The following is a 23,426-nucleotide window of genomic DNA, read 5'->3' on the forward strand; positions in this document are numbered from 1 at the left end:
TAGCCTCGCCAGCCGCAACACGTCCTTACATCAGCACTTCCCGCCTCCCGGTCGGACGCCTATGCTGAAACCACAACTTCGCAGCCCATCTTGGTGGTTGGCGGCCTACTGGCAGATGAACAGCCTCATGCAAAACATCCAAACGACCGCGAAAGATGAACCGAAAGACGACAAGCGCTGGAGCATCCGCGCGCTGATCGTCGATGACGACGTGCCGATCCGCGAGCTGATGATCGATTACCTCGCGCGCTTCAACATCCACGCCAGCGGCGTCACCGACGGCGCAGCGATGCGTCAGGCGATGCAGGCCGAACACTTCGACGTGGTCGTGCTTGATCTGATGCTGCCCGGTGAAGACGGGCTGTCGCTGTGCCGCTGGCTGCGCGCCGAATCGGACATTCCAATCCTGATGCTCACCGCCCGTTGTGAGCCGACCGACCGCATCATCGGCCTCGAACTGGGCGCCGATGACTACATGTCCAAACCGTTCGAACCTCGCGAACTGGTTGCCCGCATCCAGACCATCCTGCGTCGCGTGCGCGATGATCGTAGCGAGCAGCGAGCCAACATCCGTTTCGACAACTGGCGCCTGAACAGTGTCCTGCGGCAGCTGATCGCCGACGATGGTCTGGTGGTGCCGCTGTCCAACGCCGAATTCCGTTTGCTCTGGGTGTTCATCGAACGTCCACGCCGGGTGCTCAGCCGCGAACAGCTGCTCGACGCCGCCCGTGGACGCTCGATCGAAGCGTTCGACCGCAGCATCGATTTGCTGGTGTCACGCCTGCGGCAAAAACTCGGTGACGACCCGAAAGCCCCACACTTGATCAAAACCGTACGCGGTGAGGGTTACCTGTTCGACGCGCGGGACATCAGCTGATGCGAGCGCGCTTCGACACGCTGTTCGGTCGCCTGTTTGGCGTACTGTTTCTGGCGATCGTGCTTGCGCACCTGTTGGCGTTCAGCTGGTTCAAACTCTACGGGCCGCCCCCGCCACCTCCGGAGTTTGCCCAACGCGGCGCCGTGCAGCAGACGCCCGAAAACCCTCATTACCCGCCCCCGCGCCCCTGGTTCGGTGGCCCGGTGGTGCCGCTGACCTTTCAGTTCATCACCCTGATGATCGCCGCGTGGTACGGCGCCAAACTGCTCAGTCGGCCGATACAACGGCTCAGCGACGCCGCCGAGCGACTCAGCGAAGACCTCGACAGCGACCCGCTCGACGAATCCGGCCCGCGCGAAGCACGGCAGGCGGCCTATACCTTCAACCTGATGCAGCGGCGCATTCGCGAACAGGTTCAGCAACGCGCACGCATGCTCGGCGCCGTCTCCCACGATCTGCGAACGCCACTGTCACGGCTGAAACTGCGCCTGGAAAACATCAGCGATGAAAAGCTCCAAGGCCAGATGCGTCAGGACCTCGACGATATGATCGGCATGCTCGACGCGACCCTCACCTACCTGCACGAACAGCGCACCAGCGAAGCGCTGCAGATGATGGACGTGCAGGCACTGGTCGAATCGCTGTGCGAAAACGCCGAGGATCAAGGCGCTGACATACAAGTCAGCGGCCACTGCGCGCCGCTAGCGGTACAGCCAATGGCGTTGCGTTCGTGCATCAGCAACCTGATGGATAACGCCTTGCGCTATGCCGGACAGGCGCAAATCGAATTGCAGGATCAGCGCGAGCAATTGCTGATTCGTGTGATCGACCACGGCCCGGGGATCGCCGCCGACAAACGCGAAGCCGTGTTTGAACCGTTCTATCGCCTGGAAGGCTCGCGCAATCGCAATTCCGGCGGCGTCGGGCTGGGCATGACCATTGCCCGCGAGGCAGCGCAGCGTCTGGGCGGACAATTGAATCTGGAAGACACCCCGGGCGGCGGCCTCACGGCGGTCATTCTTCTGCCGCGCCTCTCATAGCTCCGCAGATCAATTGTGGGAGCGAGCCTGCTCGCGAAGGCCTCAGCTTGATCCAATATCTCTTTCGTATGTACTGGCCTCTTCGCGAGCAGGCTCGCTCCCACAGGGGTTCAGTGGTGTTCATTCCATCTGTGTCCCACCCGGTACAAACCCCACATACCCCCGACACCCTGCGCCCTGACGCTGCATAAGCCGGTACACCCACCGGTTTTCCAGTCCAAGGAGTGAGCCCGATGATCGGTAGCGTCAGCAACTACACGAGCTATACCAGCACCACCGCCACCCAGAACGCACGCAGCACGCAACTGCAAAAAGAACTGTTCGCCAAGCTCGACAGCAATGCCGACGGTGCGGTGGATCAGGACGAATTGAAAAGCGCCCTGTCGCAAAAATCCGACGACGGCTTGCTGGTCAGTCTGAGCAAACAGTTCGGCGATCTCGACAGCGACGCCAGCGGCAGCCTCAGCGCCGACGAAATGACCGCCATGGCGCCCCCTCCGCCACCGCCACAAGATCAAGCGCCGCACACGGAACTGGCCGACGCCTTAATCAGCGCCCTCGACAGCGACGGCGACGGCGCCATCAGCAGCGACGAACTGAGCAGCGGCTTGACCAGCGCCGGCAGCACCGCCGACAGCAATGAAATCTTCTCCGCCCTCGACAAGAACAAGGACGGCACCGTCAGCCAGGACGAACTCACCGCCAGCCTGACCCCGCCGCCACCACCGCCACCACCACACATCAGCAGCGACGAACTGTTCAGCCAACTCGATGCGGACGGCGACGGCAGCGTGACCGCGACCGAGTTCAGCGGCGCACTGCAAGCCAGCACCAGCGCCAGCGCCAGCACAACCTCAACCACCAGCACTGACACCAGCGCAGCATTACTCAAGGTTCTGGACAGCGACAGCAGCGGCGGCGTCAGCAGCGATGAACTGAAAGCGGCTTTGCAGGCGGGGCGTGAACAACCGGATGACGAGCAAACCGCCTCGACCCAGAGTACGACTGAAGCGCTGAACCGCATGATTGCCAACTTGAGCAAGCAGTACTCGCTGGAAAACACTGCGTCGGTGGGCAAGTATTTTAACGTCGCCACGTAAGTTGCACTCCTGTAGGGGCTTCTGAAGGCTCCTACAGGAGTGAAAGCAACCGATAGAGATTGGTTGGTTGGCTGGCAGGCAGCCATCGCCAGCAGGGCTGGCTCCCACAGGGGATTGCATGCAGTCAGCGAGAGATTGGTCGGCTTGCAATTCCGAACTGCGAACACCCATGCGGCGCAGCCGCCTCACTCAACACAATGAGCGCAAGCTCGAGTACCGCTTTTGATCTTAGAGCCCGTCGGCAGGCTGAGTGGAGGGATTGATCCGGGGGTGGGAGCGCAGCGACCGTTTGGCGCAGCCAAACACAGCGAGAGGAGGTGCAGCGAAGCAAACCGTAGGCGCTGCGTCCGGATCGATCCCGGAGCGAAGGAACCCCGAGCATTAGCGAGTGGGCCGAACGTCAGGGCAAAGCGTTTTGGTTACTTTTGGGCGTTTGCAAAAGTGACCCGCCGTAAGGGCGGAACCGTAATCAGCACCACCCACGGAAACGGATATTCACCCAAAACAATCTGCGCATGGTCGGCCCAAAGGCCGCCATGTCCTAAACCCGGGCCTGACTCTTACTCCAATCCGTCAACAAACTATAAGCCACCGCCAACAACGTAGGCCCAATAAACAACCCGATAAACCCGAAAGCAATCAACCCGCCAAACACCCCGAGCAACACAATCACCAACGGCAAATTCCCCCCGCGGCTGATCAGATACGGCTTGAGCACGTTGTCCACGCCACTGATGATGAACGTCCCCCAGATCCCCAGAAACACCGCCATCCCATACTCACCCTTCCACGCCAACCAGGCAGTGGCCGGCACCCACACCAACGGCGGCCCCATCGGAATCAGACTGAGCAGGAACGTCACAATCCCTAACACCAACGCGCCGGGCACCCCGGCAATCAGGAAACCGATCAACGCCAGAATCGCCTGCGCCGCCGCCGTACCGATCACCCCGTTGACCACCCGCTGCACCGTACCGGCCACCAGCTCGATGTAATAGCCGGCACGCTCGCCGATCAACCGCTCCAGCAAACTGTGCACAAACGCCGCCAGCCGCGGCCCGTCACGGTAGAAAAAGAACACGAAGACCAGGCTCAGCGTCAGCTCAAGAATGCCGCCACCAATCTGCGCACTGCGCGCCAGCAGCCAATTGCCGACCTGCCCCAGATAAGGTTTGACCGAGACCATCAACGCCGCGCCCTGCTGGTCGATGCTGTCCCACATCGCCACCAGCCGTTCACCGACAAAAGGCACACCGCCGAGCCAGGTCGGCGCTTCGGGCAAACCGTCGACCTGCACGTCCTTGATGAATGCCGTTGCATCGCGCACGTGATCGGCCAGATTGAAACCGAGCCACACCAGCGGCGCCGCCACCAGCAACATCCAGCCCAGCGTCAGGATCGCCGCGGCCAAAGATTCGCGACCATTGAGCGCGCGGGTCAACAGGCGCATCAGCGGCCAACTGGCAAACGCCAGTACCGCGCCCCAGAACAGCGCCGACCAGAACGGAGCCATCACCCACAGGCTGGCCCCAAACAATACCAGCAGCAGAATCTGCACCAGCAGGCGATCGTTATTGAGCATGGAAAATCCCGGCAGAGTCAGTCAGCGAAAGAGTAGGCGAACACGCAGCGCGCGCTCGCCCGGCACAGCTTATCGCAACAGGTCGATGCGCAGGCCAGAGCCTTCGACACTGCCGGTTTCCATCCGCGCTGCACGTACACCCTGATTGATCAGCGCCTGCCGCCACGCCTCGGCCTTGGGCCCGGACACGGTCACGCGCAATGTCGTGTCGAGGTTCAAGCCACGGGAAATCAGGCGCAACCAGGTCGCATCCGGCTCATCGACGCGATCCGGAAAATCCAGTTCACCGGTGCTTTTGAGCTGACGCAGCAAGGTCGCCGACGTCGGCAGCAACTCGCCCAGCGGCGCAGTCGCCTCGAATTGCTCGACGTGCAGGTAGGCTTTGCGATTGCCGCGAGTGATGCTGTACAGCGCCACCAGCGTGTTGTCCCGTGGCGGCGCCAATCTCAGCAACAGGTACGCTTGTTGTTCGTCCGCCCCATACAACTTGGCATTGCCGAAGACCTCGTTGGCCCACAGGCTGCTTTCGCCGCAATCCCGGGCCTGGCACCAGAACAGCAGCTCGGCGTCCTGCTTCTGCAGGGCTTCGCGGGCGGCGGTAAAGGCTTCGGTGGCGGAATGTTCGGGCGGTAGCTCATAGGTCACCGACGTCGTTTGCCCCCGTGCCGTGACCTGCCCGTCGAAGCGCAACTGGCCGCTGATCTTGCGGATCGAGCCCAACGGATAGATGCGTTCCAGCTCGGCAGCCGGCCGGTAATCGACGATTTGCGCATCGGCCAGGCGCGGCACGATTTGCAGATCATGACTGCCGGGCACATCGGCAGCGAACGAAAAGGCGCTGAAGCAGCACAGCGCCAACAGACTGAGTGACCGCATAGTCAGGCTCATCGGATCGGCAGGACTGTGTGGTTCGGGGGCGCAGCAGTATAAAGATCCATCGTGGTTGTCTCCCATTTCAACCCGTCCAGCCTCGACAGTTGCCCTCGGCAAGTCAAGGAATGGCGAAGAACCGATTGAAACAGTCTGCGACAAGAACCGCTCCGGCCTCATCGTTCAGGTGCAGATGATGACCACCCGGCAACTGTTCCCGGCTGAAGGGTAGCCGCTCCAACAGCTCGGGATGTTGCGCCAGCATGCCCTGCCCTGCGACCACCAGATGCGCTGGACAGCTGACCCGCAAGGCGAAAGCCATTGCCTGTTCCTGAGTCAGACGCAGCGGTGACGGCAGGGTCAGGCGATTGTCGGTGCGCCAGGTGTAACCGCCTGGCACCGGCATCAGACCGCGCTGAGCCAGTAATTCAGCGGCCTCGCGACTGACGGCCACCAAGCCTTTCATCCGCGCCTCGATAGCGCGGTCGAGGGTGTTGTAGACCGGTTTGCGTTTAACCCGCAGATCCAACTGCGCTTGCAGGGCCATGCCCATACGCTCGGCAGCGTTCTCGCATTTGTCTGTAGGAGGAATCACACCATCGATCAACGCCAGATGCGTGACGCGCTCCGGCAATGAACCGGCCAGCACCATCGAGACGATAGCGCCCATCGAGTGGCCGATCAGGCCGAAGCGCCGCCAGCCCAGTTGTTCGGCGACTTGCAGCACGTCGTGGGCGTAATCCCACAGCGCATAACCGGCGCCATTCGGTCGGTGCCCGGAGTGCCCGTGCCCGGCCATATCCAGCGCAATGATGCGCAAGCCTTTGAGCTTCGGCGCCAGGCGGGCAAAGCTGTTGGCGTTGTCGAGCCAACCGTGCAGCGCAATCACCGGCAAGCCGTCCTCGGGACCGAACAAGTGCGCAGCCAGCTCGATATGCGGCAGGCTCAGGCGCACTTCTTCGAAAGCCGGAGTCATGCGCAATCCTTGTTCTGGCGACTTTCCCAGCGCGCGAACAGCGTCTTCAGCAGCCGTGCGGTGTCTTGCGGGCGCTCCAGCGGAAACATGTGTCCGCCGGGCATGCTCAGCGCTTCGCCTTGCGCCAGGCGCGAAACGAAACGGCTGTGATGGCGCATGACCACGCGACTTTTGTGTCCACGCACCATGGCCAGCGGCACCTGCAATTGCCCGGTGCGGCCGGGGCTCGTGTGCGGCACGCCGCGATAGATGCTGATTTCGGTCGCCGGATCGAAGCGCAGACGCAGCTTGTCGCCGACCTGATGCAAACCGTGTTGCAGATAGGCGTCGAAGCATTCCGGGTCGAAGCCGCGAAACAGCGATTTGCCGGCGAAATAACTGCGCGCACTGTCGAGATCGGCGAACTCTTCGCGCCGCCCCAGCGTACGACCCGCCGGGGTCAGTCTGTCGATGAAGCCGAAGCGCTTGGCGGCGCGAATCACCCACTGATCGGCTCGGGTCAACACCGGCGAATCGAGCATGACCACGCCGCGATACAGCTCAGGGCAACGCAATGCCGCATGCAAGTGCAGCAAGCCGCCGAACGAATGGCCGACACCCCACACCGGTTGATCCTGTTCTTGCAGATGGTGGATCAATTCGTCGACGAGGTTGTGCCAGTTGTCGTCCGCCGGAAAACGCGGGTCATGGGCATGCTGCTCCAGATGCGCGACCCGGTATTCCGGCGCCAGCGCCGCAAACAACTTGCCATAAGTCCCCGAGGGGAAACCGTTGGCGTGGGCGAAAAAGATCGGTTGCGACATTCCGGTAAATCCATGAGCGGGAAACGTGGCGTTGATTGTCCGTAAGACCGCGCCCTGGAGCAATGACCGTAACTGCCAGGAATGATGACAGTCCGGTCAGCGTGATGGTATGTCAGGGAGATTGCTTCCCCCCTCACCCCAACCCTCCCGAAACGTCGGACCGCCCCCAAGGGGGCGAGGGGGAGGGAGGCACGAGTTTCAAAGCCTGAGTTCGGCTCGATAACTCAGGTCGGCGCAACTCGAACATCCAGCCCGGTCAGTCCCCTCTCCCTCTGGGAGAGGGTTAGGGTCAGGGGCTTTTTCGACATCAACGCAGCGGCGGCTGCTCACCCAACGGCACCACTGCCATGGTCAGCCGCGATACGCAACTGGCCTTGCCTTCATCGCTGGTCAGGCGGATATCCCAGACATGCGTGGTGCGGCCGATGTGGATCGGCCTGGCCACTGCGGTCACCCGCCCGCTGCGCAAGCCGCGCAAATGGTTGGCGTTGATCTCCAGCCCCACGCAGTAAAACTTGCTGGCATCAATGCACAAATAGCTGGCCATCGAGCCGACGCTTTCCGCCAGCACCACGGAGGCGCCGCCGTGCAGCAATCCATAGGGCTGATGCGTGCGCTGGTCGATGACCATGCTCGCGGTCAGCGAGTCTTCGTCGAAAGACTCGAAGCGAATGTCCAGCACTTCGCCAATGGTATTTTTCTGAATCGCATTCAACCGCTCGATGTCGGGAGTGGTACGCCACAAGCTCATCGCAGACTTCCTTTATTGTTTTAGTCGTCGCTCAATCCTGCCACAGCACCGCCTCACTGCGCTCGCTCCATTCCTCGAAGCGAGCGCCGTAAGTGTCTTCGATCACGTTGCGCTTGATTTTCAGGGTTGGCGTGAGGAAACCGTTTTCCACCGCCCAGCTGTCTTTGACCACCACCAACCGGCGCAAACGTTCATGCTTGTCGAGTGCCGCATTGACCTCTTCAAGGAGTTTTTCCAGGCTCGAATGCAGACTCGCCCGGCCCTCTTCCTGATTAACCGTGGACAGCACGCACAGCCCCAGCGGTGCACTCAAACCGTCGCCGACCACACAGACTTGCTCGATCCGCGAATGCACGGCCAAGCGGTTTTCGATCGGGGCCGGGGCGACGTATTTGCCCTTGCTGGTTTTGAAAATTTCCTTGAGTCGCCCGGTCAAACGCAAGCGCCCTTCGCCGTCCTGCTCGCCTTTGTCGCCGGTGCGCAGGAAGCCGTCCCCGGTGATGGTTTCGGCAGTTTTCTGCGGTTCCTTGAAATAGCCGAGCATGTTGGCCTGACTGCGAACCTGCACTTCCCCGGACTCATCGATACGCACCTCGACCTCTGGACAGGGTTGGCCGATCCAGCCTTGCTTGTACTGACCCGGCAGGCAAATGTGCGAATAACCGCAGCCCTCGGTCATGCCGTAGACCTCAAGTACATCGAGGCCGAGTTTCTGATACCAGGCGAGCAAGGTCTGCGGCACCGGTGCTGCGCCGGACAGCGCCACGCGCAACGCGTCCAGTCCAAGACCGGCGAGAACTTTGTGCCCGACCCTTTTGCCGATGAAGGGCAGGCCGAGGAGAAAATCCAGGCGCTTGGCGGCGATCTTGCTGTACACGCCCATCTGGAATTTGGTCCAGATGCGCGGCACGCCAAACATCGCCGTGGGCCGCGCACGCTGCAGATCGGCAATGAAGGTCTCGAGACTCTCGGCAAAAAACACGGTTTGTCCGGTGTAGATCGAGGCCAGCTCAACGAACATGCGTTCAGCGACATGACACAGCGGCAAGTACGACAGCAGCCGATCATTCTCGTTGAGGCCGAACAACTGTGTGCCGCGACTGGTGGCGAAACCGAGATTGGCAAAACTGTGCATCACCCCCTTCGGCAGGCCGGTGGTGCCAGAGGTGTAGATGATCGTTGCCAGTTGCTCGGCGCCAGGGCGCGGGTCGTCCTGAATCGGTGAGCTGTGTTGCAGGTCTGTCCAACTGAAATCGAATTCGCCGGGCGGATGCAGCGGCAGGCTGATGGTCGGCAGACCTGCCGGGATGCCTTTCGACATCGCCGGCCAGTCGTCGAGTTTGCCGATAAACGCCAGCACGCTTTCGGAATGCGTCAGCACCTGCGCCACGGAGTCGGCAGTGAGGTTGGGATACAGCGGCACCGAGACGTGCCCGGCCATCCAGATGGCGAGGTCGGCAATGATCCAGTGCGCGCAGTTTTTCGAGATCAGAGCGATGTGGCTGCCCTGCGGCAACTCCCGCGCGCGCAACCAGTGCGCCGCGCAGCGTGCCTGATGGCCGACGTCGGCCCAGCTTAGCGTCTCGACCTGACCGCCGCCGATAGGCTGCACGAGGAAGCGCTGGCGCGGGTGTCGGGCTTCACGTTCGTAGAACACGTCCAGCGGCAATCGGAATGCGGCAGACATGCGACTCGCTCCTGTGATTTTGGTCTGGAGCAAGCGTAGTCAACCAAGCAAGTGCTTGGTCGAATTTTTTACCAAAAGTAACAAGATCAACAGATCGTCCGATCGCGGCCCGAGCCTTCGGCAGCTCCTACATGGAATGCATTTCCCTGTAGGAGCTGCCGAAGGCTCGGGCCGCGATCGGACGATCTTTGCTTTTAAGGGTGCTTGAGGCTATTGAGCTTCATCGAACCAATCAGCAGCTCGCTGTGCTCTAGCTCCGCCAGCCCCGCCGTGCTCACCCGCTCCGGCGGATACCCGGCGCCGTGCTGCAAATAGCTCAGCAGATTGCCCACCAACGGATTATGGCTGACCAGCAGCACATTGCTGACCGCCACCAGTTGCTCGGCAACCTTGTCCGGATCGCTCTCCGGGGTCAGCCATTCGACCGTGCGAATCTCCGGCTCGAAACCCAGCGCTTCGCGAACAATTTGCGCGGTTTGCTGGGCGCGGACGTAAGGGCTGGCGTAGATCGCGGTCAATGGCTGCCCGATCAAATGGGCGGCACTGCTCAATACTTCCTTACGCCCGTGTTCGGTCAATTCGCGCTCGGGATCGATCTTCGAACCGTGCGGCACCGCCTCACCGTGACGCAATATCCAGAGTTTCATAGCTTGGGCTCCTCATCACGCACCGGATGCGGTGCAGGGGCGACGGCGTGTGGCGCTTCGCCTTCCGGGGCCCGCGGTGCTGGCCAGTCGGCGAACGGCCAAGGCTTCTGGTCGCTGTGGAATGTGCCGAAGCGACCGATCTGCGCGAGAAACTGGCTCAGGCTGTCGCCGAAATTCATCAAACTGGCGCTTGGTGCGCTATAGATCAGGCGGTAGATCAGTTGCACCAGCACCACCGCGCCGAGAATGAACTGCGCCACTTGCCAGACCAGCAGGTAAACGATCATCCACAACACCCGCAGGAGAATGGATTCGTACTGGCTTTCGGTTTTCGGATCGTTCATGGCTTGCTTCCTGTTCCTATAACAGCTGAATCAGTTGAAACCGCTGGTGGAAATAAAATCGACGTCGGTTTTCGGCTCGGCGCGCATCAGTAGACCGATCACCTGCTCCAGCGTGCGTCCTTCGAACAGGATCGCGTGCAAACCGGCGACCAGCGGCATGTACACGCCGACTTCCTGAGACTTGGCCTTTAGCACTTTCAGGGTGTTGACCCCTTCGGCGACTTCACCGAGGCGCGAAACTGCTTCGTCGAGACTCAAGCCCTGGCCGAGGGCGAAGCCCACCTGATAGTTGCGGCTCTTGGATGACGAACAGGTCACGATCAGATCGCCGACCCCGGCCAGACCGAGGAATGTCATCGGGTTCGCCCCTTGATTTACCGCAAACCGGGTCATTTCGGCCAAGGCGCGGGTGATCAGCATGCTCTTGGTGTTCTCGCCCATCTCCAGCGCCACCGCCATGCCGGCAATGATCGCGTAGACGTTTTTCAAGGCGCCGCCCAGTTCGACACCAAAACGGTCAGCGCTGGCATAAACGCGAAAGGTGCGGCCGTGCAGCGCGGCTTGCACCTGCTTGCACAATTCTTCGTCCTCGCTGGCGACCACCGTGGCGGTCAGCGCATGCTCGGCAATTTCCCGCGCCAGATTCGGCCCGGACAACACGCCGATGCGTGCCTGCGGGGCGATTTCTTCGAGAATCTGGCTCATCAGTTTGAAGGTCTGGGCTTCGATGCCTTTGGTCAGGCTGACCAGCATCTTGCCGCTCAATCGCTCGGCGTGAGCGGCGAGCACCGTGCGCAATGCGCTGGATGGCAGCGCGACAAAACACAAATCGCAGGCGTCAAGCGTTGCCTGCAGGTCGGTGACGGCCGTCACGCCGGGCAAGATCTTGATGCCTTTGAGGTAACGCGGGTTTTCGCGATTGACCCGGATGGCCTCGGCCTGCTCGGGATCACGCATCCACTGCCGGACTTGATGGCCGTTTTCGGCCAGCAGGTTGGCCACGGCGGTACCAAAACTTCCGCCTCCCAGGACCGCAATCGGGCGCTGTTCAGTCATATGCAATCCGTTAATCCATACCAGTGGCGATGCCGGCATTATACGGGGCGCCCCGGTCGCGGCCAGCCCCCGCAACAATTACCGACACTTGTAGGAACAAGACCAATAAAAGCTAGGAAAATGCCTACAACGTGACTGGAAAAGTCTCTGCCCTCGGTTACCATGCGCGCCACTTGTTCTCTCTATAGGCTGCGTCGTGTTTCTTGGCCCTCCTCCACCGCGTTCGTCGCTCGTGCTGGCGCTGTTATTCAGCCCGGCGTTGCTGGCGGACGATCTGTTTGTCGACAGCGAGCCGCTGCCGCAGGTGCTGACGGCCACGCGTCTGAAACAAACGCCAGCCGAAGTGCCGGGGAGCATGACTGTCCTCGACAGCGATTTGATCAGCGCCAGCGGCGCCCGCGACATCAGCGAATTGCTGCGACTGGTGCCGGGGATGATGGTCGGCAACATCAACGGCAATCAGCCGGCGGTGAATTACCACGGCACCAACGCCAGCGAAGCGCGACGCATGCAGGTGCTGATCGACGGCCGTTCGGTCTATCGTGCGGGTCTGGCAACGGTGGACTGGAGCGATATTCCAGTGGCCATCGAAGACATCGCGCGCATCGAAGTCTTCCGCGGGCCGAACACCGTCAGCTACGGCGCCAACGCGCTGATGGCGGTGATCAACATCATCACTCTTCATCCCGCGGACAGCCACGGCACACGGTTGAAATACACGCGCGGCCAACGCGGCATCAACGACTTTTATGCCAGCCAGGGCAGCGCCTTCGAGGGCGGCGATCTGCGCTTGTCGCTGTCGGGTCAGGAAGACAATGGTTTTGACAGCGATCGCAACGGCGCCGATTACCGCGACAGCCGACGCCTGACCCGTTTCAATCTCGCCGTCAGCCACAGCCTCAACGACGATCAAAGTCTCGACTGGCAACTCAACGCTAAGGACGGCAGCAATCAGCGGCCCTACACCTATCGCCCGGTGTTCGCGGGGATTACTGACGCCGGTAATAATTCCGACGTGGTGGCCAAGGATTACGCCGGTTCGGTGCGCTGGAATCTCGATATCAATCCCGATCACAGTCTATATGTTCAAGGCTCGGCCCAGCATTGGGATCGCCAGCAGGTCTGGCGCGCCTGTGATGCCGAGGTGTCATTCAGCCCCGAGCTGACGCAACTGTGGCAGCTCAACGCGAATTACACCGAACGGCTGGCGCGCAACATCACCCGGTTCACCGGCCCCGGTGCCGCGCCGGGCACGCCGCAGGAAATGGCCCTGGCGAATCAGGTGCTCGAGCAATGGCGCAACGGCGCCAGTCGCACCTTGTGCGGCGACATTGACCAAAGCGCCCGGGAATCGCGTTACGACCTCGAATTGCAAGATACCCTCAGCCTCTCCGACAGCCTGCGGCTGGTCAGCGGCTTGAACTACCGCTACGACCGCGCCGACTCCGAAACCTATTTCAACGGCACGCTGGACGACACCACCTGGCGAGCCTTCGGCCAACTGGAGTGGCGCGCCACTGAACACTGGTTGTTGCAGGGCGGGGCGATGTTCGAAGACACGCAATTGATCGGCAGTTCGCTGACTCCGCGTTTTGCCGTCAACTACCTGATCAACCCGCGCCACGGCCTGCGCGCGGTTTATTCGGAGGCGATCCGCTCGCCGGACATGTTCGAGAACAACGTCAACTGGAGCTATCAGGTCAGCAATCTGCGGCCGTCTGCCTACGGCCAGTCTTCGGCGCGCTACTTCGTCAAGACCCGTGGCCCGGGCGATCTCGATCAGGAGCACATGCGCTCGCGGGAATTGGGCTACAACGGTTATTTCGCCGAACTCGGTCTGGCGGTGGATGTGAAGCTGTTCTATGACGAAATCAGCGCGATGATCAGTGAGCCGCTGCGCAACAATCAATACATCGCCAGCAATGCCAACAGCTCGCGCTTTCGCGGCACCGAAACGCAACTCGACTGGCGCCTGAGCCTGGCCGACCGTTTACGCTTCACCTACGCGTTCGTCGATGCCGAGGCGAGCAATCCGCTGGATCAGCAATTCACCGCGCGCAACAGCGGTTCGGCCGGCTGGCTGCGTGATTGGGGGCACGGCTGGAACAGCGCCCTCTTCTATTACGGTGACAACGCCCTCAACGGCTATCGCTTCGAACGTGTCGACACGCGCATCGCCAAACGCATCGCGCTGGGCAAGGCGCAGTTGCAACTGGCCGGCGTGCTGCAACAGCGTCTCGACCACGAGCCGACCACCTTCGTCGATAACAATCATGACGAACGTCGGGTGATGTACTTCAGCGCCGAGCTGGAGTTCTAGGATGCGCATCGGCCGGTCACGGAAGACGCCGACCTTCGGCCACTGGCTGGCCGGGGTCTGCCTGTTTCTGACAGCTTGGCTGCACGGGGTCGGCGTGCAGGCGGCTGACATTCTGTTGACCGGCGCCGAGGAAAGCCCTGGCGTCCAGGCCTTCGTTCAAGCCTTGAGTGAACTGCGCCCGACCGATAACGTACGTTTCCAGCCACTGGCCAGTCTGCCGGCGCCGGGCCTGCTGCCGGCGAGCCTGCGCCTGATTCTCCTGGACGTGCCGGCGCTCGACTGGCGCGTGCAGGATGCCCAAGGCCCGGCCACCCTGGTGCTGCGCATCAGTCGTCTGCAGGCGCGCCAGCGTTTCGGTGCGGTACACCCGGCGCGGCTTAGCCTGCTGTGGAGCGATCCGCCGCTGAGCCGGCAGTTGCAATTGATCCGGCGGATTCTGCCCCACGCCCGTCGCGTCGGCGTGTTGTTCGATCAGCACAGTGAGTTTCTCCTCAAAGAACTGCACCGGGCGGCGCTACCGCTGCATCTGGACATCGTCGCTCAGCGCTGGGACGACACTCAGGACAGCCGCCCCTTGCAAGCCGTGCTGAAAAACAGCGACGTGCTGTTGGGCCTCGATGATCCCGACGTGTACAACCCGAAAACCGCGAAGAACCTGTTGCTCAGCAGCTACTCGCGGCAAGTGGCGCTGGTCGGCCCCACCGTGTCATTCGTGCGCGCCGGCAGCCTCGCCAGCACCTACAGCGACCAGAACGACTGGCTGACGATTCTCGATCAATTGCTCGACCAGCCACCCGCGACCTGGCCACGAACGCTCTACCCCGCACACTTTAAAGTTTCAAGTAACGCCCAGGTCGCTCGTTCATTAGGCATCGAACCGTTGAATGAAGCCTCTGTCGCCAGTGCGCTGGCCGAAGGAGAACGCCGTCCATGAATTTCCGTCGCCGTTGGGACATCAATACCCGCACGCAGCTGATCAGCCTCGGACCGGCATTGTTGCTGACGTTGTTGCTGATCAGTTTCTTCACCTTCGTGCGGATCCAGGATTTGCGCCAGGAGCTGACCCACACCGGCCAATTGATCGCCAACCAACTGGCGCCGGCCACCGAGTACGGGGTGATTTCCGGCAACAACGAGGTGCTGGAGAGCTTGCTCAAAGCCACGCTGGCCACGCCCAATGTGCGCTTTCTCGAAGTGCAGGACAGCGCCAATCGTATTCTGATCTATGTCGAACAACCGGCCGCCAGCCACGATCGTCCGCATCAGGTTGAAGTCTTTCAGGCACCGGTACGGCTGCAGCGAATCGCCCTGCACAATGATTTTTTCCAGGACGGCAAAGGCAACAATGTCGGAGCCAGTGAGGATTATCTGGGGCGGGTTATCGTCGGTCTGTCCAACGATGCCTTCAGTCAGCGCCAGCAGGAGATTCTGTTCAAGGCCGGGATTCTTGCGCTGTTCGCGCTGCTCTTTACCTTCGTGCTGGCGCGGCGTCTGGCGGGCAGCCTGTCGCAACCGATTCGCGATATCGGCGATGCGGTCAAGGCGATCCAGGAAGGCGATTATAAAACCCCGTTGCCGATCGTCGATGACACCGAACTGGGCGCTCTGTCGCAGCACATCAACAACCTTGCGCAAGCGCTGGAACAGGCCAGCCGCGAACAGCATCAGGCGATGGCGCAGTTGATCCAGACGCGCGAGGAGGCAGAAAAGGCCAACAATGCCAAATCCGATTTCCTCGCAATGATGAGCCATGAACTGCGCACGCCCATGAACGGCGTGCTGGGCATGCTGCAATTGCTGGAGACCACCGAGATGACCGCGGAGCAGGTCGAGTACGCGGCGCTCGCGTCGGAATCAACCGAGCACCTGTTGAAAGTCATCAACGACATTCTCGATTTCTCGCGGATCGAGCGTTCGGAGCTGGAGCTGGAACACATTCCGTTCAACCTCGCCGAACTGATCGGCGCCTGCGCGCAGTCGTTCCAGCACAGCGCCGTGCAGCGTGGCTTGGCGTTGAACCTGCGGATTCCTGACGACATGCGCGGCTTGCAAGTACAGGGCGATCCGACGCGGATTCGGCAGATTCTGGTCAATCTGGTCGGCAATGCACTGAAATTTACCGAACAGGGACGGGTCAGCATCGAGGCGCAATGGCAATCGCTGGACCACGAGCTGCTGTGGTTTACCTGCTCGGTGCGCGACAGCGGCATCGGTATTTCGTCCGAGAGCCTGGAGCTGATGTTCAACGCATTCCAGCAGGCTGACAGTTCGATTTCGCGGCGATACGGCGGAACCGGTCTCGGCCTGCCGATCGCCCGCACCCTCGCCGAACGCATGGGCGGCACCTTGCGCGCGCAAAGCGAAGAAGGTCGCGGCTCGGTGTTCACCCTGGAAATTCCCTTGGCGCTGTCGAGGCAGGCTTTGCCGCCGCTGCCGACACCCCGTGCGCCGAGCGCCGACAGTCAGGGGGCGGGACGCAATGTGTTGCTGGTCGAAGACAATCCGGTCAATCAGACGGTGATCGAGGCGATGCTGCGCAGCCTGGGCTTTACTGTCAGTGTTGCCACCGATGGCGCCCAGGCCGTGAGCTGCGCCGAGGGCGGCGAATTCGAAGCGATTTTGATGGATTGCCGCCTGCCGATCATCGACGGCTACGAAGCGACCCGGCAGATCCGCCGCTTGCCTGGCCGCGACGGTGTGCCGATTATCGCCCTGACCGCCAACGCCTTGCAGGGTGACCGCGAGACCTGTCTGGCAGCCGGGATGAACGATTATCTGGCCAAGCCGTTCAAACGCAATGACCTACAGCAGATTCTGCAGCGCTGGGTGCAGTAGTGACGGCTTTTCGACCATCTGCGACTGGCGTGAAAAGCGAAAGTGCGGCAGTCTTAGGCACCCGAACGAGCCCCAAAAGGGGCTTGATTTAAAATTTCAGTGCACAAGTGTACATTCATGTCCTTGGCGCTGTGACTTTCACCACAACGCAATAGTCTATGAGTAGGCTGCCGGTTCGAGGCATGAACGCTTCGAACGGTCGGGAAGATTTGCCCCACCTGCCGCATGGGATTATTGAGGAGCTCGCATGACCAAACAAAACGCCTTTACTCGGGAAGATCTGCTGCGCTGCAGTCGCGGTGAGCTGTTCGGCCCAGGTAACGCGCAACTGCCCGCCCCGAACATGCTGATGGTCGATCGCATCACCCTGATCAAAGAAGAGGGTGGCAAGTACGGCAAGGGTGAATTGGTCGCCGAGCTGGATATCACTCCGGACCTGTGGTTCTTCGCCTGCCACTTCGAAGGTGATCCGGTAATGCCGGGCTGCCTGGGCCTCGACGCCATGTGGCAACTGGTCGGCTTCTTCCTTGGCTGGCAAGGTCAGCCAGGCCGCGGTCGTGCACTCGGATCAGGCGAAGTGAAGTTTTTTGGTCAGGTTCTGCCGACCGCTAAAAAAGTTACGTATAACATTCATATCAAGCGTGTTCTCAAAGGCAAGCTGAGCATGGCATACGCCGACGGTACAGTTTCTGTCGACGGTAAAGAAATCTACTCCGCCCAAGGCCTCAAGGTCGGCGTTTTCACCTCCACTGACAACTTCTAAGGGTTATTCGCATGCGCCGCGTCGTTATCACTGGTCTGGGCATCGTTTCGTGCCTGGGCAATGACAAAGAGACCGTCTCCGCTAACCTGCGTGCAAGCCGCCCGGGCATCCGGTTCAACCCGGAATATGCTGAAATGGGTCTGCGTAGCCAGGTTTCCGGCTCCATCGACCTCAACCTTGAAGAGCTGATCGATCGCAAGATCTATCGCTTCGTCGGCCACGCAGCGGCATACGCCTACCTGGCCATGAAAGACGCGATCACTGACTCCGGCCTGACCGAAGAGCAAGTGTCCAACCCGCGCACCGGCCTGATCGCCGGCTCCGGCGGCGCGTCCACGCTGAACCAGATGGAAGCGCTGGACATTCTGCGCGAGAAAGGCGTGAAACGCGTCGGCCCGTACCGTGTAACGCGGACCATGAGCAGCACCGTTTCCGCTTGCCTGGCCACGCCATTCAAGATCAAGGGCCTGAACTACTCCATCGCTTCTGCCTGCGCCACCAGTGCTCACTGCATCGGTACTGCCATGGAACAGATCCAGATGGGCAAACAGGACATCGTCTTCGCCGGTGGCGGTGAAGAAGAGCACTGGAGCCAGTCGTTCCTGTTCGACGCCATGGGCGCTCTGTCCAGCAAGCGTAACGACAGCCCTGAACAAGCTTCGCGCGCCTACGACAAGGATCGCGACGGTTTCGTCATCGCTGGCGGTGGCGGCATGGTGGTGGTCGAAGAGCTGGAACACGCTCTGGCCCGCGGCGCAAAAATCTACGCGGAAATCGTTGGCTACGGCGCCACGTCCGACGGCTACGATATGGTTGCCCCGAGCGGCGAAGGCGCGATCCGCTGCATGCAGCAGGCGCTGTCCACCGTCGACACCCCGATCGACTACCTGAACACCCACGGCACATCGACTCCGGTCGGTGACGTCGCGGAAATGAAAGGTGTACGTGAAGTGTTCGGCGACAAGGCTCCGGCGATCAGTTCGACCAAGAGCCTGTCCGGTCACTCCCTGGGCGCCGCCGGCGTTCACGAAGCGATCTACTGCATGCTGATGATGGAAGGCAACTTCATTGCCGGCTCCGCCAACATCGACGAGCTGGACCCTGAAGTGGCCGATCTGCCGGTGCTGACCAAGACCCGCGAGAACGCCACGATCAACACCGTGATGAGCAACAGCTTCGGCTTCGGCGGCACCAACGCCACGCTGGTACTGAAGCGCTGGGAAGGCAAGTAATTCCCTGCTGTTGAGCCACACCTGAAAACGCCCCGACTGGTTCGGGGCGTTTTTTTTTAACTACAGAAAACTTTAGCGCACGACTGATCGTTACTGATCGTTCCCACGCTCTGCGTGGGAATGCCTCAGGGGACGCTCCGCGTCACTGGACGCGGAGCGTCCCCTGAGGCATTCCGATCAAAAATGACTCAACACACATCCGTGTAGGAGCTGCCGAAGGCTGCGATCTTTTGACTTTGATTTTTAAAAGACAAGATCAAAAGATCGCAGCCTTCGGCAGCTCCTACACAAGGGTTCGCATTGGTCTGGAGATGAAACTTCTGTCATGAAACTTCGCCCGCTGCGACCGAATGTCGCGGTTTGCGCGGGCTGCAGCACTGTTGCGAAATACGCAACAACACCTTGCGCCAATTGGCGGTTTACTTAGCTGGCTAACAAATCCTATAACAGAGTCCTGCACACGCCTTGCTGCAGATAACTTGAGATTTGGAGCTAGCAGATGACTGTAAAAGTAACTGAACGCGACGATTCACACATGTCCCACGAAGGCGTAGCCGCCGGTATTCGCATCTGGGATGTGCATCAACAAGACCTGCTGGTCGGCATGTTCCACAACGAGATCGACGCCCACAACTACAAGGCCGAGCTGGAAGTGCAGGAACAGCAAAGAGATCTGAAATCTGCCTGAAGCAAACACAGCATTGAAAACGACGAACCCCGCCAAGAGCGGGGTTCGTCGTTTTCCAGCCTCAGTGGCTTACCACATCAGATCGTCAGGGATCTGATAGGCCGCGTACGGATCATCCTCGGCGCTGACTTCTTCGGTCTGCACGTTGAGCTGAACGATGCGCTGCGGATCACGCTCCTGGATCTTCAGGGCGGCCTCGCGGGGGATCACTTCGTAGCCGCCGGCATGGTGCACGATCGCCAGCGCGCCACTGCTGAGCTTGTTGCGCATCAGCGTATTGACGCAGAGGCGCTTGACCTTCTTGTCGTCGACGAAGTTGTAGTAGTCCTCGGTATTGAGCTTTGGCAGGCGCGTGACCTCGATCAATTGCTTGACCTGTGCCGCGCGGGCCTTGGCCTCGGCTTTCTCCTGCTGCTGGCGATTCAGCTCCTGGTCACGCTTGACCTTCTCGGCCATGGCTTCCTGAGCCGCGCGCTGCTGCGAATCATCCAGCTCGATCTGGCCTTTGTGGGCCAGACGCTGCTGCTTCTGCTTGTCTTTGCTGACCTGCTTGGCCTGCTTTTGGTTGACCAGGCCTGCTTTGAGCAACTGGTCGCGAAGGGAAAGGCTCATTAATGCTTACTCACTTGGGCAACGGCTCAGCCGCAGCTGGGCAGATTCTTTTCCTGGCGTTTGGCTTCGCCCCACAGGGCGTCCAACTCTTCGAGGGTGCAATCTTCCATGGGACGGTGGGTATCGCGCAATGCCTGTTCGATAAAACGGAAACGTCTTTCAAACTTGCCATTGGCGCCACGCAATGCGGTTTCCGGGTCGACCTTGAGATGTCGTGCGAGATTGACCACGGAAAACAACAGGTCGCCGATCTCGTCAGCCACGGCCACGGGATCGTTTTCGGACATGGCTTCGAGCACTTCATCGAGTTCTTCACGCACCTTGTCGAGCACCGGCAAAGCGTCCGGCCAATCGAACCCGACCTGCCCGGCGCGCTTCTGCAATTTGGCCGAGCGCGACAATGCCGGCAGCGTGGCCGGCACGTCGTCGAGCAAGGACAACTGCTCGGGCGCCGAAGCTTTCTCGGCGCGCTCTTCAGCCTTGATCTCTTCCCAGCGCTGCTTGACCTGCTCTTCGCTCAAGCGCGGTACATCGAGCGGCGCGTAGAGATCGCCTGTGGGGAATACGTGGGGATGACGACGAATCAGCTTGCGCGTAATGCTGTCGATCACCCCGGCGAACTCGAAGCGCCCTTCTTCCCTGGCCAGTTGGCTGTAATAAACCACCTGAAACAGCAGATCGCCCAACTCGCCCTGCAAGTGATCGAAGTCACCGCGCTCGATGGCGTCGGCCACTTCGTAGGCTTCTTCGAGGGTGTGCGGGACGATCGTCGCGTAGGTTTGCTTGATGTCCCACGGGCAACCGAACTGCGGATCGCGCAGGCGGCTCATCAGGTGGAGCAGGTCTTCAAGGCTGTACATAAAAATCTCACTCAACCCTGTAGGAGCTGCCGAAGGCTGCGATCTGTTGATGTTGTCTTTTAAAAACAAATCAAAAGATCGCAGCCTTCGGCAGCTCCTACAGGGGATGCGTTACGGGGTACGGTTACGCCGCGTTTCGATGATGTTCGGCAGTTGGGATATGCGTCCCAGCAGCCGCCCCAGCGCATCCAGGCCGGGGATCTCGATGGTCAGCGACATCAGCGCGGTGTTGTCTTCCTTGTTCGAACGGGTATTGACCGCCAGCACGTTGATGCGCTCGTTGAGCAGCACTTGCGAGACGTCACGCAGCAGGCCGGAACGATCGTAGGCACGGATGATGATGTCCACCGGATAGGTGAGCACCGGCACTGGCCCCCAGCTGACCTGAATGATCCGCTCCGGCTCGCGCCCGCCCAGTTGCAGCACCGATGCGCAGTCCTGTCGGTGAATGCTCACGCCACGCCCCTGAGTGATGTAGCCGACGATCGCATCGCCCGGCAGCGGCTGACAGCAGCCGGCCATCTGCGTCATCAGGTTGCCGACGCCCTGGATCTGGATATCGCCACGCTTGCCCGGTTTGTAACCGGTGGCTTTGCGCGGAATCAGTTCCAGCTGTTCGTTGCCGCGCTCCGGCTCGACCAGTTGCTGCGCAAGATTGACCAGTTGCGCCAGACGCAGATCGCCCGCACCGAGGGCGGCGAACATGTCTTCGGCGGTTTTCATGTTGGCTTTTTCAGCCAGTTTGTCGAAATCCACCGCAGGCAGGCCGAGGCGCGTCAGTTCGCGCTCGATCAGGGTTTTACCGGCCGCGACGTTCTGATCGCGCGCCTGCAATTTGAACCAGTGAACGATTTTCGCCCGCGCCCGTGAGGTGGTGACGTAACCGAGGTTGGAGTTCAGCCAGTCGCGACTCGGCGTGCCATGTTTGCTGGTGATGATCTCGACCTGTTCACCGGTTTGCAGGCTGTAGTTCAGCGGGACGATACGCCCGTTGATCTTCGCGCCACGGCAGTTGTGGCCGATTTCGGTGTGCACGCGGTACGCAAAGTCCAGCGGCGTCGCGCCTTTGGGCAAGTCGATGGCGTGACCATCCGGGGTGAAGATGTAGACCCGATCCGGCTCGATATCGACACGCAGCTGTTCCGCCAGACCGCCGATGTCGCCCAGCTCTTCATGCCATTCGAGCACCTGACGCAGCCAGGAGATTTTCTCTTCGTAGTGGTTCGAGCCGGATTTGACGTCGGTGCCTTTGTAGCGCCAGTGCGCACAGACGCCGAGTTCGGCTTCTTCATGCATCGAATGGGTGCGGATCTGCACCTCGAGCACTTTGCCTTCCGGGCCGATCACAGCAGTGTGCAGCGAGCGGTAGCCGTTCTCTTTCGGGTTGGCGATGTAGTCGTCGAATTCTTTCGGGATGTGCCGCCACAAAGTGTGGACGATACCCAGCGCGGTGTAGCAGTCGCGCATTTCCGGCACCAGCACACGCACGGCGCGCACGTCGTAGATCTGGCTGAATTCCAGACCCTTGCGCTGCATTTTGCGCCAGATCGAATAGATGTGTTTGGCCCGCCCGCTGATGTCGGCATCAACGCCGGTGGCCTGCAATTCGTCCTTGAGCTGGGTCATCACGTCGCTGATGAAACGCTCGCGGTCGAGCCGTCGCTCGTGCAGCAACTTGGCGATCTGCTTGTATTGATCAGGCTCCAGGTAACGGAAGGACAAGTCCTCCAGCTCCCATTTGATATGACCGATGCCGAGGCGGTGCGCCAGCGGTGCGTAGATGTCGAAGACTTCGCGGGCGACCCGGTTGCGCTTTTCATCGTCGGCGGTTTTTACCGCGCGGATGGCGCAGGTACGCTCGGCCAGTTTGATCAGCGCGACACGCACGTCGTCGACCATGGCCACGAGCATCTTGCGCAGGTTTTCCACCTGTCCTTGGGTGCCCATGACCATCGATTGACGCGGACTGAGGCTGGCGCTGATGGCCGCCATGCGCTGCACGCCGTCGATCAGCTTGGCGACCACCGGACCGAAGCGCTGGCCGACCGCCGCGAGTTCGATCTGCCCTTCGCGTACGCCGCGATACAACACTGCAGCGACAAGCGAATCCTGGTCAAGCTTGAGGTCGGCGAGGATCTCGGCGATTTCCAGACCTGTGCTGAAACTGCCGGAGCCTTCGGCCCACAGATTCTTCTTGGCATTGGACTGCTGCTCGGCCTCGCGAGCGAACTCGCAGGCTTCTTTCAAGGCTTCGCGATCCAGTGCCAGATCGACACTGACCGCGTGATCGAGCCAAGCCTCGAGATTGATACTGCCGTCAGTGTTGATCGGCTGGTGTGCTCTCACCTGTACCATGCTGCTTTACCTTCCCTACGACGCAGAT

21 protein-coding genes are annotated in these 23,426 nt (G+C 60.7%); 9 read left to right on the forward strand and 12 right to left on the reverse strand.

Translation table 11 applies throughout. From position 1 onward, the window contains the following. Window positions 1–115: 115 nt before the first annotated feature. The 3 genes from EL257_RS19865 to xopAW all read left to right on the forward strand — a co-directional run bounded on the left by EL257_RS19865 (window position 116) and on the right by xopAW (window position 3,017). Window positions 116–877 carry a response regulator gene (locus tag EL257_RS19865; protein ID WP_419866586.1) on the forward strand — a complete coding sequence of 254 codons (762 nt, stop codon included), beginning with the start codon at window positions 116–118 and terminating at the stop codon, window positions 875–877. Continuing rightward, window positions 877–1,917: a sensor histidine kinase gene (locus EL257_RS19870; protein ID WP_126365487.1), complete on the forward strand. Its 1,041-nt coding sequence runs from the start codon at window positions 877–879 to the stop codon at window positions 1,915–1,917. The genes EL257_RS19865 and EL257_RS19870 overlap by 1 nt, the downstream gene beginning before the upstream one ends. A gap of 233 nt (window positions 1,918–2,150) precedes the next feature. After that, the gene (xopAW, locus tag EL257_RS19875) at window positions 2,151–3,017 is read left to right on the forward strand and encodes an EF-hand domain-containing protein (RefSeq protein WP_126365489.1); all 867 of its coding nucleotides are present in this window, start codon (window positions 2,151–2,153) and stop codon (window positions 3,015–3,017) included. Window positions 3,018–3,558: 541 nt separating this feature from the next. Here xopAW and EL257_RS19880 read toward each other — a convergent pair. From EL257_RS19880 to EL257_RS19920, 9 genes are all read right to left on the reverse strand, one after another. After that, window positions 3,559–4,599 carry an AI-2E family transporter gene (locus EL257_RS19880; protein ID WP_126365491.1) on the reverse strand — a complete coding sequence of 347 codons (1,041 nt, stop codon included), beginning with the start codon at window positions 4,597–4,599 and terminating at the stop codon, window positions 3,559–3,561. A 69-nt stretch (window positions 4,600–4,668) separates the two neighbouring features. Continuing rightward, window positions 4,669–5,475, reverse strand: coding sequence for a DUF4892 domain-containing protein (locus EL257_RS19885; RefSeq protein ID WP_126365493.1), 807 nt, complete (start codon window positions 5,473–5,475; stop codon window positions 4,669–4,671). A gap of 115 nt (window positions 5,476–5,590) precedes the next feature. Continuing rightward, window positions 5,591–6,445, reverse strand: coding sequence for an alpha/beta hydrolase (locus EL257_RS19890; protein ID WP_126365495.1), 855 nt, complete (start codon window positions 6,443–6,445; stop codon window positions 5,591–5,593). Next, entirely contained in the window at window positions 6,442–7,248 is an 807-nt protein-coding gene (locus EL257_RS19895) for an alpha/beta fold hydrolase (protein ID WP_126365497.1), read from the reverse strand. The genes EL257_RS19890 and EL257_RS19895 overlap by 4 nt, the downstream gene beginning before the upstream one ends. Window positions 7,249–7,555: 307 nt before the next feature. Then, a complete protein-coding gene (locus tag EL257_RS19900; RefSeq protein ID WP_126365499.1) occupies window positions 7,556–7,999 on the reverse strand; it encodes a hotdog fold thioesterase in 444 nt (147 codons plus the stop codon). 31 nt (window positions 8,000–8,030) lie between these two features. Next, a complete protein-coding gene (locus tag EL257_RS19905; RefSeq protein WP_126365501.1) occupies window positions 8,031–9,686 on the reverse strand; it encodes an AMP-binding protein in 1,656 nt (551 codons plus the stop codon). A gap of 194 nt (window positions 9,687–9,880) precedes the next feature. After that, window positions 9,881–10,333, reverse strand: coding sequence for a phosphohistidine phosphatase SixA (sixA, locus tag EL257_RS19910; protein WP_126365503.1), 453 nt, complete (start codon window positions 10,331–10,333; stop codon window positions 9,881–9,883). Continuing rightward, window positions 10,330–10,677: a DUF4389 domain-containing protein gene (locus tag EL257_RS19915; protein ID WP_126365505.1), complete on the reverse strand. Its 348-nt coding sequence runs from the start codon at window positions 10,675–10,677 to the stop codon at window positions 10,330–10,332. The genes sixA and EL257_RS19915 overlap by 4 nt, the downstream gene beginning before the upstream one ends. A gap of 30 nt (window positions 10,678–10,707) precedes the next feature. After that, window positions 10,708–11,733, reverse strand: coding sequence for an NAD(P)H-dependent glycerol-3-phosphate dehydrogenase (locus EL257_RS19920; RefSeq protein ID WP_126365507.1), 1,026 nt, complete (start codon window positions 11,731–11,733; stop codon window positions 10,708–10,710). 196 nt (window positions 11,734–11,929) lie between these two features. On the opposite strand from EL257_RS19920, the gene EL257_RS19925 reads away from it, so the two are divergent. The 6 genes from EL257_RS19925 to EL257_RS19950 all read left to right on the forward strand — a co-directional run bounded on the left by EL257_RS19925 (window position 11,930) and on the right by EL257_RS19950 (window position 19,571). Beyond that, window positions 11,930–14,053: a TonB-dependent receptor plug domain-containing protein gene (locus EL257_RS19925; RefSeq protein WP_126365509.1), complete on the forward strand. Its 2,124-nt coding sequence runs from the start codon at window positions 11,930–11,932 to the stop codon at window positions 14,051–14,053. A gap of 1 nt (window position 14,054) precedes the next feature. Then, entirely contained in the window at window positions 14,055–14,987 is a 933-nt protein-coding gene (locus EL257_RS19930) for an ABC transporter substrate-binding protein (protein ID WP_126365511.1), read from the forward strand. Then, window positions 14,984–16,888: an ATP-binding protein gene (locus tag EL257_RS19935; protein WP_126365513.1), complete on the forward strand. Its 1,905-nt coding sequence runs from the start codon at window positions 14,984–14,986 to the stop codon at window positions 16,886–16,888. Before EL257_RS19930 ends, EL257_RS19935 begins: the two co-directional genes overlap by 4 nt. A gap of 247 nt (window positions 16,889–17,135) precedes the next feature. Next, window positions 17,136–17,651, forward strand: coding sequence for a 3-hydroxyacyl-[acyl-carrier-protein] dehydratase FabA (fabA, locus tag EL257_RS19940; protein ID WP_126365515.1), 516 nt, complete (start codon window positions 17,136–17,138; stop codon window positions 17,649–17,651). Between the two features lie 11 nt (window positions 17,652–17,662). Beyond that, window positions 17,663–18,883 (forward strand): beta-ketoacyl-ACP synthase I, encoded by a 1,221-nt coding sequence (gene fabB / locus EL257_RS19945; RefSeq protein WP_126365517.1) that lies wholly within the window; start codon window positions 17,663–17,665, stop codon window positions 18,881–18,883. Between the two features lie 499 nt (window positions 18,884–19,382). Further along, complete coding sequence (locus tag EL257_RS19950; protein WP_007917473.1) at window positions 19,383–19,571, forward strand: hypothetical protein; 189 nt, start codon at window positions 19,383–19,385, stop codon at window positions 19,569–19,571. 69 nt (window positions 19,572–19,640) lie between these two features. Here EL257_RS19950 and EL257_RS19955 read toward each other — a convergent pair whose 3' ends face one another. The 3 genes from EL257_RS19955 to relA all read right to left on the reverse strand — a co-directional run bounded on the left by EL257_RS19955 (window position 19,641) and on the right by relA (window position 23,398). After that, complete coding sequence (locus EL257_RS19955) at window positions 19,641–20,183, reverse strand: DUF2058 domain-containing protein (RefSeq protein ID WP_126365519.1); 543 nt, start codon at window positions 20,181–20,183, stop codon at window positions 19,641–19,643. 26 nt (window positions 20,184–20,209) lie between these two features. Continuing rightward, the gene (gene mazG / locus EL257_RS19960) at window positions 20,210–21,043 is read right to left on the reverse strand and encodes a nucleoside triphosphate pyrophosphohydrolase (protein ID WP_126365521.1); all 834 of its coding nucleotides are present in this window, start codon (window positions 21,041–21,043) and stop codon (window positions 20,210–20,212) included. A 111-nt stretch (window positions 21,044–21,154) separates the two neighbouring features. Continuing rightward, complete coding sequence (gene relA, locus EL257_RS19965) at window positions 21,155–23,398, reverse strand: GTP diphosphokinase (protein ID WP_126365523.1); 2,244 nt, start codon at window positions 23,396–23,398, stop codon at window positions 21,155–21,157. Between the last annotated feature and the right edge of the window lie 28 nt (window positions 23,399–23,426).

This window comes from Pseudomonas fluorescens, assembly GCF_900636825.1.
Lineage (GTDB): Bacteria > Pseudomonadota > Gammaproteobacteria > Pseudomonadales > Pseudomonadaceae > Aquipseudomonas > Aquipseudomonas fluorescens_BG.

Coding starts and splice junctions, on each gene's coding strand:
- EL257_RS19950 (WP_007917473.1), top strand. CDS start 19,383: ATGACTGTAAAAGTAACTGAACGCGACGATTCACACATGTCCCACGAA.
- EL257_RS19890 (WP_126365495.1), bottom strand. CDS start 6,445: ATGACTCCGGCTTTCGAAGAAGTGCGCCTGAGCCTGCCGCATATCGAG.
- fabA (WP_126365515.1), top strand. CDS start 17,136: ATGACCAAACAAAACGCCTTTACTCGGGAAGATCTGCTGCGCTGCAGT.
- xopAW (WP_126365489.1), top strand. CDS start 2,151: ATGATCGGTAGCGTCAGCAACTACACGAGCTATACCAGCACCACCGCC.
- EL257_RS19870 (WP_126365487.1), top strand. CDS start 877: ATGCGAGCGCGCTTCGACACGCTGTTCGGTCGCCTGTTTGGCGTACTG.
- fabB (WP_126365517.1), top strand. CDS start 17,663: ATGCGCCGCGTCGTTATCACTGGTCTGGGCATCGTTTCGTGCCTGGGC.
- EL257_RS19880 (WP_126365491.1), bottom strand. CDS start 4,599: ATGCTCAATAACGATCGCCTGCTGGTGCAGATTCTGCTGCTGGTATTG.
- EL257_RS19935 (WP_126365513.1), top strand. CDS start 14,984: ATGAATTTCCGTCGCCGTTGGGACATCAATACCCGCACGCAGCTGATC.
- relA (WP_126365523.1), bottom strand. CDS start 23,398: ATGGTACAGGTGAGAGCACACCAGCCGATCAACACTGACGGCAGTATC.
- EL257_RS19915 (WP_126365505.1), bottom strand. CDS start 10,677: ATGAACGATCCGAAAACCGAAAGCCAGTACGAATCCATTCTCCTGCGG.
- EL257_RS19900 (WP_126365499.1), bottom strand. CDS start 7,999: ATGAGCTTGTGGCGTACCACTCCCGACATCGAGCGGTTGAATGCGATT.
- EL257_RS19895 (WP_126365497.1), bottom strand. CDS start 7,248: ATGTCGCAACCGATCTTTTTCGCCCACGCCAACGGTTTCCCCTCGGGG.
- EL257_RS19865 (WP_419866586.1), top strand. CDS start 116: ATGAACAGCCTCATGCAAAACATCCAAACGACCGCGAAAGATGAACCG.
- sixA (WP_126365503.1), bottom strand. CDS start 10,333: ATGAAACTCTGGATATTGCGTCACGGTGAGGCGGTGCCGCACGGTTCG.
- EL257_RS19905 (WP_126365501.1), bottom strand. CDS start 9,686: ATGTCTGCCGCATTCCGATTGCCGCTGGACGTGTTCTACGAACGTGAA.
- EL257_RS19920 (WP_126365507.1), bottom strand. CDS start 11,733: ATGACTGAACAGCGCCCGATTGCGGTCCTGGGAGGCGGAAGTTTTGGT.
- EL257_RS19930 (WP_126365511.1), top strand. CDS start 14,055: ATGCGCATCGGCCGGTCACGGAAGACGCCGACCTTCGGCCACTGGCTG.
- mazG (WP_126365521.1), bottom strand. CDS start 21,043: ATGTACAGCCTTGAAGACCTGCTCCACCTGATGAGCCGCCTGCGCGAT.
- EL257_RS19885 (WP_126365493.1), bottom strand. CDS start 5,475: ATGCGGTCACTCAGTCTGTTGGCGCTGTGCTGCTTCAGCGCCTTTTCG.
- EL257_RS19955 (WP_126365519.1), bottom strand. CDS start 20,183: ATGAGCCTTTCCCTTCGCGACCAGTTGCTCAAAGCAGGCCTGGTCAAC.